Raw genomic sequence first — 13,491 nt, 5'->3', positions numbered from 1 at the left:
GTTGGGCCAAGGCCCAACGAAATTTATACCAAAAGCAATTCCTCTGCATCAAGCTCTTCTAGATGACGATGATAGGAAAGTATTTTCTCTTGCTGAACGTCGAAAAGCGCTGGGCCGCGTACATAGGAATAAAAATAGGTTTCATTAGAGTCAAATCTCTGTGCTGGAACAAGCCAGCTTGACCAATCACTCCAATTGGGTGCTTGAGTCTTAACTTGCCAGAAACAAGGAATTTTTTCTCCTCCTGCCAGTTGATCTAACACTTCTCCACTCGCACCATTATCCAATGCCAAATCATAATGCAACCGCAGATCAGCTTCATTTCTTACAATCAGAAAACTGACATTAGCATCATCATCAAGCAACAAAAAGCTACCTGAATTATCAGCTAAATAATGTTCAACAATGCGTTTTTCATGACGAAGTTGATGAAAAAATTCGCCGAACTTTTTATCGCGCAAACAGCTAGGAGAGGCAACGGATAACATTCTCACAATCATATCGGACATTGCTTGGAAATATTGCATTTGCAAATCGTAGATACTTTTAGTAATCAATTCAGCGACATTGGGATCACTTTTTTGAATATAACGATGAATTAATCCCTCGTTAAATGCTTCAATTGCCAACTTTTCGTCAGCTTGTCCTGTCAATAGAATTTTTTTGATCTTAGTGTTTTCAATGCGCCGACAAAACTCTAAACCATCCATCCCCGGCATTGCATAATCCACCACTACGACTGAAATTTCTGAGAAGCGACGAGGATTATATATTTCAGCATGAATCGCTGCCAAATTAAGATTAATTGTATGATTAGTTACAGGACAATTCTTCGCTTCTGTGTATTCGCTTAAACAACGTTGGCTTAGCAAATCTAATTCACAGCGCTTTTTATGGATACAATCAAGTGCATCGAATGGAGAATCAAAAATTCGATACGCCAAACCCTCATCTAATTGCAGTACAAAATTTAATAGAAAATCACGGCTATCATCAATAAATAAAGCCGTGCTTGGAAAGTAGCAGGTAGGTATAGAAGAGTATTGCATGGCTCCTCCTGAGCGAGCGTTCCTATCACTAATTAATGCTAAGTTTGTAAAAGTTCAGCGCTTTATTCATCTGAGCCCTTACCCAATCTTCAGCTTATACGTAGTTAAATAAAAGCCATTAGACAGCATTACCTATTGAAGACTTACAAATTGCAAATAAAAATAACACGACTACTTTATTTTTCCAAATAAAATAAAAGAAAATGCGAGTAAATAAATGCGAGTAAATATTAGATAAAAACCTCATCTTTTTATCGTTCTTTTTCAACTCAAATCGCAGGAAAAGAAAGCATAAACTGTGTGTAACATCCTTCCTTTGCATCACAACGGATATCTCCTCCAAAGCGATTCATCACAAGCTTGCAAAAAGATAAACCAATCCCAGTTCCCATAAAAGTAGTTGTATAAAAATGATTAAATATTCGTGCTAGTTGCTGAGAAGACATGCCGATAGCAGAATCTTTAAAATACAGCGTATTAAATTTATCCCTTTTTTCAGTCCAAATATTGATCTCTCCTTTTTGCGCTGTTGCTATCACATATAATGCATTTTTTAAGAGATTGAAAAGCACATGTTGCATCAGTAATTTTGAGCCTGTAAACGCAAAATCACCTTGCCAAGTGACTAGGGAGCGTTCTTCAGAAGTTTTAAAGGGATATCGTGCTATTGCAGCCGCCAAACAATCCGCCATAGAACAAGATTCTAGAGTGCAATTTTGCAAGAAATTTTCACGCCCTGCTTTGATTAATAACATATCAATAATGGTGTTTGCATAATCAATTTCACAGATAATTCTATCGCTTACTTCTTCAAGTTGTTGCATGCGTAAGTCTCTTAAGGTATTGCCTAAAAGACCTTGTTCTTTGGCAAGCTGATAAGCCTGAAACAATTGCGGAGAATAACGCGACATTGCTTTCGCCCCACTTTTAATTCCTAGTAAAGGGGTTCTTAATTCATGCGCTATCATTCCTGCAGCGGCAGCCATACCTTCTAAGCGCTGCTGTTGAAGCATCGTCGCTTTATAATTGACAGTTGAACCGGTAATAATGACAAATAACAAAACAAGGGAGGTTTCAATATGTTCTACACCAAAATAAAGCTCTGGGGCAAATAAACAATAGCAAATCAAAGCCATCCCCCAACCTAACAGGAGCAAAATGGTTAGACTTAGCAAGTCAACGAGCAACACTAACAAAAATACAGAACAAAGCAGAGACATAGCCGAAATAACACTCGCATTATTCATAAAAAATGAAAAAGCGAAAAAAAACGATAGGGTGTAAAGAATCGACAAAAACCAATACCAGGGTAGATAAGGTCTTGTTGCATTTGGCCAATAAGGGGTAAGCATTAAGCCAAGTCCAAGAAAGCTACCAATAATTCTCAACCAAAAGGTTTCATAAGACTGAGGAAACCATTCTGTCCATATTATATAAAATAAAGGGAACCCCAAAAAAGCAATCGCCCCTACTGCAACCAACTGATGCCCAGCATTAGACAAACTACGTTGCATAGAATGATCGAGATTATTCACTATTTTTTTAAAGTTTTGCATGCGATGAAATTTCTTTCCCTAGGAACACTCTAGATTTGTCTACCTCCTCAATAAAGTCAAGTCATTAATAAACAGCCAATGTTTTTTATTAACTCATTTTTTAAATTAACAAATCACTGTGTTATAAAAATTTTCTGTCTGCTTAATTTTTCGTTAAAAAAGAGTATTAATTTTTATCAGACTGTTTTATGCTGGAATAGTCACTACAGAAAAGGGTATTCAGCTTTTGGTTTTTCTACCTTTGTATGGGCGATTTTAGTTGTTTATTTATTAAACTAACAAGGAAAAAATCGTGAAACCAAAGACCATAACGCGCATTATCACGCAGGGAGATAGTCTTACTGATCGAGGCACTGCCAATCGGAGCCTAATATTACGTTATCTCTCTGATTTGCATAATAAATCACCTAAAGGGAGATTTACCAACGGGTATGTTTGGAGTGATCACATCAGTGCCCGATTTATCAGTGACTTTTTAATTAGTCACTTTAAAAGGCAAGGGCTAAAATCTACGGAGATCTCGGATGCTATCCTGAATGGTGACGCAAAAATAGAAAATCCCATCCACCAAAGCTACACCCTGGATAATGATCTTTACATTAAATATAAAGGTCATGAATTTGTAAGGACCTATGATGAGGGGGGCTTAACCGCTCATGATTATAGTTGGGCATTAAGCTATAACCCTGCCCGCTTTTTTAGCCGTTTAATTCTGTCTACTTTGGAATCAAAACGCGAAAAATTGCTCGCCTACGATCGGGAGCAAAACATCTCACCCGCTCATAAAGACCAAACCCTCATTATTGAATGGTCAGGGGCAAATGACTTAATTACTGTGAATGCCCGCCCTTCTCACGAAGAAGTTGATCGTGCGATCAAAGCTCGAATCAAGAATGCCGAAACGTTAATCAAAAATGGCTACCGTCACTTCGTATTATTCAATTTACCCGATCTTTCCTTATCCCCACGATACCAAGCCTTAGGCGGCTTTGAGCTCGACAATGCACATGAATGCAGTGTTTATTTTAATGATCAGTTAGCAAAAGCGTCTCATGAGCTTGCTGAAATGTATCCACATTGTTCAATTACCGTCTTTGATACCGCTAAACATTTCAAAGAAATTTATGATAATCCAGAAAAATACCATTTTGAGAAAAAGAAACGTGATGTACCTTACACGACGTCTCCTTATTTCAAAATTAGAGAGGATAACACTTCACCAACAGATGGCTCTATATTTTGGGATGATATCCATCCAAGCGCCGATATCCATGCTTTGTTGGCTGAATTTTTTTATGAAAAATTTGCTCGCAAATATCATTTCTCTGCACCAGATATAGACATTTTCAATAATCAAGAAATTGATATTAGCACAGAAAAATTACAAAACGCATTTATAAAAAAATACAGCTCTTTATTAAATAATAAAGCACTTAACCTGCAACCGGATATTCATTTCGAAGAGGCAACTTTGGAAGACATATTCCGCAAAGGATTGCGAGAAGAGTGTCTCACTCGTCAGGTGATTACCGAACTTCAATGGATTGATAAGCAAGGTAGATTGAACTTGAATATTCCTGCTTTGAAAATTGCCATGGAGCATGCAATGATCGCTGAAGGGGAAAAGGAGGTCGCGTTCTTTAATTAAGAGGAGGCAAGGATGCATTAACCATCGGTTGGGCCCAACATTTTACCTATTCTTAGGTTAATGAATTTGTTGGGCCTTGACCTCAACCTACATTAGTTGCGCAAAATTCACCCATTCAATAATGCCTCCATAAGAGGGGTTACAAGAAAAACTAATCCTGTGTATTATGGCAATAAAAAATTGTGTAAGAAAAATTAATGGTCATTCAAGTTTTGCGGATAGCGACAAGAAAAAGTCCTCTTGCTCTGTGGCAGGCAAATCACATCGGTGAAAAAATCAATCAATACTGGCCCTCACTTAAAATAGAGCTAGTTCCCATGACCACCTCAGGAGATAAATTTCTACGCGATAAGTTGCAAGCGGTTGGTGGTAAAGGACTATTTGTAAAAGAATTAGAAGAAGCTCTTTTAGATAATAGAGCTGATATAGCCGTCCATTCGCTAAAAGATGTGCCTGCAACTTTCCCCGAGGGTTTAGCGCTTACTACGATTTGTGACAGACATAATCCCTTTGACGCATTCATCGCCGCAAACCACAGAAAATTAAGCGAACTTCCTCAAAAAAGTATTGTGGGAACAGCAAGCCTCCGCCGTCAGGCACAACTTTTAGCACTGCGTCCCGATCTTGAAATCAGACCCCTACGTGGCAACATTAATACGCGATTAGACAAGCTACACGCCGGCGAATATGATGCAATTATCCTTGCCGTCGCTGGTCTCGAACGCATGGAGTTTCATAATTCGATTAGTGAAATCTTAAACGAGGATTTAATGTTACCAGCCTGTGGGCAGGGTGCCTTAGGTATAGAATGCCGCCAAGGTGATCGGGCAATACAAGAACTCTTAGCCCCTTTAAACGATCCACTTACTGCTCTTTGTGTAAGTGCTGAACGTCAAGTGAATGCCTTACTAGGCGGTAACTGTCATGCGCCTCTTGCCGTGTATTGCAGAGCCGAAGGAAAAGACCAATTAGAGCTTCGTGCAAAAGTACTCTCCCCTGATGGCAAAAAAGTGATTAGTGATAGTCGAAGGAGTCATCAATCCCAGGCACAAGACTTAGCTGAAGCTTGCGCTAAGGCCTTATATGCTAAAGGAGCAGCAGAGCTATTAGCCCAATCATGAGTTCACTCAACGGCCTGCGTGTCTTAAATACTCGCCCTCTTGAGCAGGGCAAAATCCTAAGTCAGATGATTAATGCAGCTGGCGGTGTGGCAATTGAATGTCCAGCCCTCACTATTAAACCGACACCTAAGGATTGGCTGAGGTCATTACCGCAATTGAATACCGTGGAAAAAGCTATCTTCGTGAGCACTAATGCCGTGAAATATTGCTTTAGTGCTCTAGCGCAAAAGTGGCCAACGACTATCCAAGTCATCGCTGTTGGACAGGCAACAGCAAACGCTTTGAGGAATTATGGCATTCAAGTAGATCTTAGTCCGGAGATTGCTGACAGTGAGCATTTACTAGAACTTCAGACGTTACAACAGGTCAAAAATGAAACCATTTTGCTGTTTAAAGGCGAAAAAGGAAGACCTCTCATTGAGGAAACCCTGAGCACTCGCGGCGCGAATTTATTGATCTTTCAGGTCTACAAACAGCTTCTGCCACAAGCCAACTCAGAACTGTTTCATTCATTGTGGCGCAATCAAGCTGTGGATATTATACTGTTTACAAGTCAACAAGCGATGCATAATATTTTTCTTTTGTTTGGTGAAGGGAGACATGCCTGGCTTCGTAGTTTACCCTGTATTGTAATTAGCGAGCGTTTGGCGAAAGAAGCTGCATTATTGGGTATGCAAACCATTATAGTCAGTACCCTAGAAACACTATTAAATGCATTGCACGAATTCAACCAAGGATTAAGTCATGGCCAATAACAATGAAGAACAGACAAAGTCTTCCAAACCGGCTGATAAACCTTCTCAGTTAGATAAAATTCAAACCCAACAGACCATTAAAACGAAGTCTTCCTCTAAATCACTACCAGGAATAGTAACTTTGCTTCCAAGCGCCCTGGCTCTTCTTGCCCTCCTCGTCGCTTTCTATGCCATCTATGCGAGTAAACAATCGCAGCAACTCAATCAGCAGCAAGCACAAACAATTAATCGTACAGTCGAACAAATCAAACAACAGCAATCGGATACCCAAAACAATCTCGCAACCGTCAAGACAGCCGCCAGCCAATCGCAAACCAGTATGCAAAACCAAATGCAAGCAATGAATGACCAACTACAATCTGCTATGCAACAGCGTCTTTTTCAAACGCAAGATTGGCTATTGTTAAAAGCCCGTTACTATTTGGAGTTGGCACAAATTAATGCTCATTGGAGTGATGATCAGGAAGCGACTATTGGCCTCTTACAGCAAGCAGATGCCTTATTACGTAATATTCCCGATCAACAGTTATTTAATGTACGACAAGCCATCGCGCAAGAAATAGTACAATTGCAATCGCTTCCTAAAATCGATGTTGCCGGACTTTTAAGTCAACTGGATGCGGCTGAAAACGTGATCGACAACTTACCCATTAAACAACCTTTGGATGATTCGCAACTTAATCAGAAAATCGATAAGGAAAATCCCACTTGGCGCCAAAAATTCAAAGAAAGCCTCTATGTTTTAGAAAAGCTTGTTGTTGTTCGTCGTAATGATGAAGACATTCAACCTTTACTTTCACCTCTTCATCAGACCTTACTCCGTGATAGCATCCGGTTTAATTTGCAAGAGGCGCAATGGGCACTTTTACACAGTAATCCTAAAATCTATCAATTAGCGCTCTCACAGGCTTTAAACAATATCAATCGTGCTTTTGATGAAAATGCATTAGCCACACAAACCTTAATCAAACAACTACAGTCCTTGCAAAAAGAAAAATTAGAAAGAGTTAGGCCAACGCTTGATCAATCACTTACAATCCTCAATCAATTGATAGATTCCAAACAAACGCAGTCGATGGATACCTCTACTACCAAGGAAGGAGGCAAAGCCCAATGATTCGCTTATTCCTAATTTTTCTTGTCTTACTGATTTCCGTCTATGTAGGAATTCAATTAAGTCATGACCCGGGCTACTTACTAGTCACCGTTAACCACTGGAGTCTAGAAACCACGCTTTGGTTTGCCATATTTTCATTGATTGTCGCATTTTTTGTACTCCATGGAATTCTATTACTACTCGCTAAACTAGGTAGAAGCCCTACAACTTTTCGCAATTGGCAAGCAAAACGACGTATTCAAAAAGCGCAAGCTAAAACTCAGCAGGGTTTAATTGAATTCAGTGAGGGCCATTGGTCTCAGGCTAAAAACCACTTAATCAAAGCACTGCCAGATACAGAGAGTCCTTTGCTCAACTATTTAACGGCAGCGCGAGCGGCTCAAGAGATGGGTGATAATCAACTGCGCGACAATTATCTTCGTGAAGCTCAGCAATCCATGCCAGATGCCAAAATAGCAGTGGAGCTAACTCAAGCGCAGCTGCAACTTGCCAATCAGCAATGGGAGCAAGCGCTAGCCACTTTACGTCATTTGCAAGACTTGGCTCCGCGACATCCTTATGTGTTAAAGCTGCTCATGCGCCTTTATATCGAGGTTAAAGATTGGCCCCAGCTTATTGCTCTTCTTCCTGAATTAAAGAAATATCATGTTGTCTCGGGCAATGCTTTTGCTCGATTACAGCAGCAAACTTATTTGCAAGCGATTTCAGATGCAACAAAATATTCTCAACCTGAGAATTTAACTCAATTAATCGACCGATTACCCAAAAACCTAGCTCATGATCCAGATTTGATGGCTGAATATTGTCGTTTTTTAATAGCTCATAAAGACCATCAAAAAGCAGAATCCGTTTTACGCTACTGCCTACGTCGACAATACGATGAAAATTTAATTAACTTATATGGTAAAGTGAGAACGAGTGATAAGCAGCTCCTATTCGCCGAGTCCTTACTGAAAAAACAACCTCATTCTGCTGAGTTATATCTTTGCCTAGGCCGATTATGTCTGCACAATCATTTATGGGGTAAAGCAAAAACTTATTTTGAAAAAAGCATTAACCTCGCAGCAACCCCCGAAAGTTATGAGGAGTTAGGCCACTTACTTGAACGTTTAAGCGATCAGCCGGGCGCCTGTATTGCCTATCGTCAGGGATTAGCTCTTGCAATTCAGGAAGAAAAATAAGGATATGTTGGACCTTAGCCCTGAGGTATCACAGCCCAACATTTCTAAGAACCTAGCTCAACGTAGGAGTACAAGCATCCGCGCAAAAGGATAAATCACGTTCAACCTGGATAGTCGCATGATGGATATTATGCTTATCATGCAAGTGCTTCACTAAAGTCTGTCGTGCTTCATCACTTAATGGCAAATCGGGCATGAAAAGGTGCACTGAGAGTGCATTTTCTTGGGTGCTAATTGCCCAAATATGGAGATCATGAACTTCTTTGACCCCTGGTTCAGCCTGTAACGATTCCCGCACTTCATTCCACGATATCCCTCGAGGAACTCCATCAATAATCAGTCGGAAGCTATCCGTGAAGAGCGTCCAAGTTCCTTTAATAATTAAAATAGAAATTAACAAACCAACGACGGGGTCAATCCACAACCAATGTGTCCAATACAAAAGTGCTGCGGAGAGCACAACGCCGATTGAGATAATTGCGTCATATAATAAATGCAGGAAAGCCGCGCGAATGTTCAAATCATCCGAACCACGTAAAAAGAGGGCCGCAGTTGCTCCATTCACTAGAATTCCTATGCTAGCGATGATCATGACGGAAATTGCTTCAGTTTGCGAGGGCGAGAATAATTTATACACCGCCTCAGTCGCGATAATTCCACAGGTAAATACCAGTAAAACTCCATTAGCCAAGGCAGCTAAAATGGAGGTTTTTTTCATACCATAAGTTGTCTGTTGGGTAGGATTTCGCTTCAGTAAGCCATTGGCAATCCAAGCAAGAATCAAACTTAAGACATCACCAAGATTATGAATTGCATCCGCTAATAAGCTGGTGGAGTTCGCAATATAAGCAAAAATAATTTGGCAAATCACAAACACACCATTCGCTATAATAGCAATCAAAAATGCCCGATTATATTCCCTGGGCCCATGATGATGACCATGAGAGTGACTATGATGATCATGCGCTTCTTCTTCATATTCATGAAAGATCATCGCTGCTCTCCTTTAATTTTCTTGTGTGTCCGATCCCTGCTGCTCTTGTTCAGTACCATAATAATTAATACCAATCTTAATTCGCTCACGTGTGTTCTGTTTGCGCCAAGCATTAGTGTCTCGCAAAGAATACACACAACCGCAATATTCCTGTTTATAGAAACTTTCCCGCTTCGCGATTTCATACATTCTTGCCGCCCCGCCATTTTTGCGCCAGTTGTAAGTCCAATATTCTATCTGTGGATAACGACTAGCTGCACGTATACCAGCCTCATTAATTTGATTCATATCCTTCCAGCGGGAAATGCCAAGTGAACTACTTATTACGGGAAAACCATGCTCATAAGCATAAAGTGCTGTGCGCTCAAAACGCATATCAAAACAGGCCGTACAACGTTTTCCACGTTCAGGCTCCCATTCAAGGCCTTTTATTCGTGCAAACCAATTATCTTTATCATAATCGGCATCGATAAAGGGAATATTATGCTTTTTTGCAAAAGCTATATTTTCATTTTTTCTGATTTCATATTCTTGTACTGGATGTATATTGGGATTATAGAAAAAAATAGAAAAATTTATGTCTGAAAATAACAAGGCTTCCATGACTTCGCCTGAACAGGGCGCACAGCATGAATGCAATAATAATTTATCGGCCTCATTAGGTAGAATAAGATCTTCGCGCTCAATCATGATTAGCATCCGCTAAATTAATAAAATGTTGACGATAATAGGCCAGTTCAGCAATTGAATCTTTGATATCATCCAGTGCTAAATGTTTTGATTCTTTTATCACGCCTTGAAGCAATCTTGGTCTCCAACGTTTTACTAATTCTTTTAAAGTAGTCACATCTAAATTGCGGTAATGAAAATAGGCGGCTAAGTCCGGCATATATTTATACAAAAAGCGTCTATCCAGACAAATACTATTACCACACATAGGAGATTTACCCTGGTCGATATAGTTTTTGAGAAATTCGATTGTTTGGCGCTCAGCTTGGGCCTCAGTAACTGTTGATTCCAGCACACGCTTAACCAAACCTGACTGATTATGTTGTCGCGTATTCCATTCATCCATTCCTGCCAGCAAAGCTTCATCCTGACGAATAGCAAACACTGGGCCCTCAGCTAAAATGTTGAGATGAGCGTCTGTAACAATAGTTGCCATTTCAATGATACGATCTTTTTCTGGCAAAAGACCTGTCATTTCCAGATCAATCCAAATTAAATTATTGATGTTTTTCATGTTGTTTCCACGAATTTGAAATAAGATCAGCGCAAGCTACACGCCGTTGATGTAACCCTTCCTTAATTGCTTCTCCTTGAAAGCCTTGCTCTATTAGATTTTGAGCAGTCACTTTAGCACATTCCATAAAGAGATAACGCCAAGATACCCCTTGTTGATAGTCAATTTTGTGACCACCGCAACCCTGAGCATCTGCTTCGCATGCTAATAAAAGTTTTTCAAATAACTGGGGACGACGAAAAGCATCCGTTTTTTCAAGAATTTTCACTATTGTGTTTGCGCGTAATTCAAATAAGCGATGAATATTTAAATGAAAACGTGCAACCATCACTGCAAATTTACGGTAATCGGCTGGAATCCGCAAACGCTCGCATAAGGGCTTAATAATTTCCACGCCGCGCTCTTCATGCTCATAATGTTTAGGCCATTGTTCCATTGGCGTCTCTGCTTTCCCCAAATCATGAAGTAAAGCTGCAAACCGCACCTGAGGGTCTGGGGATAATTCAACAGCAGCCTGAAGACTCATTAATGAATGCACTCCGCTATCGACTTCAGGATGATATTGTCTCGGATTGGGAACGCCAAATAAAGCATCAATTTCCGGTAAAACCACTTTAAGTGCCCCACATGCCCTTAAAATTTGAATAAAAACTTCGGGATTTTGTTCATTGAGACTGCGTTGCCATTCTTGCCAGACTCGTTCTGCAACCAAATGTTTTAATTCACCGCGAGTTACCATAGCATACATCAAAGCCCGGGTCTCATCCGCTAATTTAAAACCCAAATGCGCATAACGAGCAGCAAAGCGTGCTACACGAAGGACACGAACGGGGTCTTCTATAAACGCTGGGGATACATGGCGTAAGATTTTTGCATTAAGATCGTTTTGTCCATGATAGGGATCAATAAGTTGACCGCCCTCGTCTTTTGCCATCGCATTAATAGTCAAATCACGACGCAACAAATCGTCTTCTAGCGTCACATTTTTATTGAAATCACAATCGAACCCATAATAACCCGGCCCTGACTTGCGCTCAGTTCTGGCTAATGCGTATTCTTCTCGTGTGGAAGGATGTAGAAATACTGGAAAATCACGGCCAACTTGTTGGTAGCCTTGTTCGCGCATTTGTTCAGGAGTTGCGCCAACGACGACCCAATCACGCTCTTTTACTGGATATCCCAATAGTTGATCTCGAACAGCTCCTCCAACCAAATAAACTTTCATTCCAATTAAAGACCTTTTAATTTAAAAAATATGCACCGAGTCACTTAGCTTTAACATTTTGCCAGCTATTCAGGTTCATATGGTTTATAATGCTCTCAATTATAGACTATGTTTAAACCATGAGTAAAAGACGAATTAACAAACAGCAGACTGCACGTATTCAAAAAATACAGTCAGACTATCGGCAAAACATCGAAACCGACGAGCTTTTATCTACGCAACAAGGTTTAGTGCTTTCTCGGTTTAGCCGTCATGCAATTATTGAAAACGATACAAATGACCGCATTCATTGCTCTATTCGTCCCAACATTGACTCCTTAGTCGCTGGAGATCGAGTCATTTGGCAAGCTGAGGGTAAACACGGTGTTGTGGTTAGCCGTTTCCCTCGGGACTCCATGTTAGGCCGCCCTGATAAGCGAGGGGAGTTTAAACCAATCGCTGCAAATATTACACAAGTCATTGTGGTGGTTGCCGCAAAACCCGAACTATCTTGGTCATTGCTCGATAGTTATCTCGTCATGATCGAACATCTAGGTCTCAACGTCTGTATTGTTCTCAATAAGATGGATATTGCTAACCCTAGCTTGCAAGACGAATTATTAGCATTTTATGAACCGCTTGGATATCCTGTTTTGTTTACGTCCAGTCAGGATAATCAGGGCTATGATTTACTCAAGCAAACACTCAACCATCAAACCTCAGTCTTTGTTGGACAATCTGGCGTGGGAAAATCCTCATTAATTGCAGGAATACTTCCTCATGAAACTAATATTCAAACCGCAGCAATCTCTGTTGGCTCCGAATTAGGTTGCCATACAACAAGCAATTCACGTCTTTATCATTTACCTTCGGGTGGCAATTTAATTGATTCTCCAGGCGTTCGCGAATTTGGTTTATGGCATATGCCTGTCTCAGAGATCACTCAAGGTTATCGAGAATTTAAACCCTTGACTTCTCAGTGCAAGTTTCGTAATTGTAACCACCGTGATAGTCCTGGTTGTGCAATTATCGCGGCCTTGGAGGAAGGTAAACTAGCTCAGCGGCGTTATGATAGTTTTCTCAAAATAACGACGCAGTTTGCGAAATCATAAAAAATACAAACCAATCAGTGAGGGCTGGACAGCTTTAGTCCAATGATAGCGATAATGATTAGAGCAATACAGCCAAGCCGTATCAATGTAGCCGGCTCTCCAAGAAAATAAATCCCATAAAAGACAGCACCAACGGCTCCAATGCCTGTCCAAATAGCATAGGCTGTTCCAATAGGCAGTACTTTTAACGATTGAGCAAGCAATAGAAAGCTTAATAGCATAGCAAATATTGTCGCTAATGAAGGATAAAGTTTTGAAAAACCCTCTGTATACTTTAATCCTACTGCCCATACGACTTCAAATAGGCCTGCAAACAATAAATAAATCCATGCCATAAAATTACCTTATTGATTCGAGCTAAGCGCATAGCGCTTCCACTCAGTGCCTGCGTCTTTGCTTTTGCGGTGATTGACGGAAACGAAAGATTTAAATTGGCAACTAGGTCTCCAATCCGTTCGGTCTGAGGAAGCGTTGTCTAGAAGGCCACTCTTGAAACTTACAATCCAATAAT

13 protein-coding genes are annotated in these 13,491 nt (G+C 40.4%); 6 read left to right on the top strand and 7 right to left on the bottom strand.

Translation table 11 applies throughout. The features are described from left to right. Positions 1-23 precede the first annotated feature (23 nt). Together Ldro_RS04890 and Ldro_RS04885 are read right to left on the bottom strand one after the other, a co-directional pair. Positions 24-1,049 (bottom strand): response regulator, encoded by a 1,026-nt coding sequence (locus tag Ldro_RS04890; RefSeq protein WP_058495300.1) that lies wholly within the window; start codon positions 1,047-1,049, stop codon positions 24-26. 269 nt (positions 1,050-1,318) lie between these two features. Then, positions 1,319-2,605, bottom strand: coding sequence for a sensor histidine kinase (locus Ldro_RS04885; RefSeq protein WP_058495299.1), 1,287 nt, complete (start codon positions 2,603-2,605; stop codon positions 1,319-1,321). 292 nt (positions 2,606-2,897) lie between these two features. Between Ldro_RS04885 and Ldro_RS04880 the strand changes: the two genes are divergently transcribed. The 5 genes from Ldro_RS04880 to Ldro_RS04860 all read left to right on the top strand — a co-directional run bounded on the left by Ldro_RS04880 (position 2,898) and on the right by Ldro_RS04860 (position 8,427). After that, entirely contained in the window at positions 2,898-4,253 is a 1,356-nt protein-coding gene (locus tag Ldro_RS04880) for an SGNH/GDSL hydrolase family protein (RefSeq protein WP_058495298.1), read from the top strand. A 197-nt stretch (positions 4,254-4,450) separates the two neighbouring features. Then, entirely contained in the window at positions 4,451-5,374 is a 924-nt protein-coding gene (gene hemC, locus Ldro_RS04875) for a hydroxymethylbilane synthase (protein ID WP_058495297.1), read from the top strand. Then, the gene (locus tag Ldro_RS04870; protein ID WP_058495296.1) at positions 5,371-6,129 is read left to right on the top strand and encodes a uroporphyrinogen-III synthase; all 759 of its coding nucleotides are present in this window, start codon (positions 5,371-5,373) and stop codon (positions 6,127-6,129) included. The genes hemC and Ldro_RS04870 overlap by 4 nt, the downstream gene beginning before the upstream one ends. Then, positions 6,119-7,246 (top strand): uroporphyrinogen-III C-methyltransferase, encoded by a 1,128-nt coding sequence (locus Ldro_RS04865; RefSeq protein WP_058495295.1) that lies wholly within the window; start codon positions 6,119-6,121, stop codon positions 7,244-7,246. The genes Ldro_RS04870 and Ldro_RS04865 overlap by 11 nt, the downstream gene beginning before the upstream one ends. After that, complete coding sequence (locus Ldro_RS04860; RefSeq protein ID WP_058495294.1) at positions 7,243-8,427, top strand: heme biosynthesis HemY N-terminal domain-containing protein; 1,185 nt, start codon at positions 7,243-7,245, stop codon at positions 8,425-8,427. The genes Ldro_RS04865 and Ldro_RS04860 overlap by 4 nt, the downstream gene beginning before the upstream one ends. Positions 8,428-8,479: 52 nt before the next feature. Here the strand turns inward: Ldro_RS04860 and Ldro_RS04855 are convergent, their stop codons facing one another. The 4 genes from Ldro_RS04855 to Ldro_RS04840 are packed head-to-tail and all read right to left on the bottom strand — an operon-like array spanning position 8,480 to position 11,889. After that, the gene (locus Ldro_RS04855) at positions 8,480-9,421 is read right to left on the bottom strand and encodes a cation diffusion facilitator family transporter (RefSeq protein ID WP_058495293.1); all 942 of its coding nucleotides are present in this window, start codon (positions 9,419-9,421) and stop codon (positions 8,480-8,482) included. 12 nt (positions 9,422-9,433) lie between these two features. After that, the gene (locus Ldro_RS04850; protein ID WP_058495292.1) at positions 9,434-10,111 is read right to left on the bottom strand and encodes an epoxyqueuosine reductase QueH; all 678 of its coding nucleotides are present in this window, start codon (positions 10,109-10,111) and stop codon (positions 9,434-9,436) included. After that, a complete protein-coding gene (gene orn / locus Ldro_RS04845) occupies positions 10,104-10,664 on the bottom strand; it encodes an oligoribonuclease (protein WP_058495291.1) in 561 nt (186 codons plus the stop codon). The genes Ldro_RS04850 and orn overlap by 8 nt, the downstream gene beginning before the upstream one ends. Further along, positions 10,648-11,889 carry a multifunctional CCA addition/repair protein gene (locus Ldro_RS04840; protein WP_058495290.1) on the bottom strand — a complete coding sequence of 414 codons (1,242 nt, stop codon included), beginning with the start codon at positions 11,887-11,889 and terminating at the stop codon, positions 10,648-10,650. Before Ldro_RS04840 ends, orn begins: the two co-directional genes overlap by 17 nt. Before the next feature lie 119 nt (positions 11,890-12,008). Between Ldro_RS04840 and rsgA the strand changes: the two genes are divergently transcribed. Continuing rightward, positions 12,009-12,980 carry a small ribosomal subunit biogenesis GTPase RsgA gene (rsgA, locus tag Ldro_RS04835; RefSeq protein ID WP_058495289.1) on the top strand — a complete coding sequence of 324 codons (972 nt, stop codon included), beginning with the start codon at positions 12,009-12,011 and terminating at the stop codon, positions 12,978-12,980. Between the two features lie 14 nt (positions 12,981-12,994). On the opposite strand, the gene sugE is transcribed toward rsgA, so the two are convergent. Then, entirely contained in the window at positions 12,995-13,315 is a 321-nt protein-coding gene (sugE, locus tag Ldro_RS04830) for a quaternary ammonium compound efflux SMR transporter SugE (RefSeq protein ID WP_058495288.1), read from the bottom strand. Between the last annotated feature and the right edge of the window lie 176 nt (positions 13,316-13,491).

The sequence above is a fragment of the Legionella drozanskii LLAP-1 genome, assembly GCF_001467585.1.
Classification (GTDB): domain Bacteria; phylum Pseudomonadota; class Gammaproteobacteria; order Legionellales; family Legionellaceae; genus Tatlockia; species Tatlockia drozanskii.
This window is presented reverse-complemented; position numbering and strand designations above follow the sequence as displayed.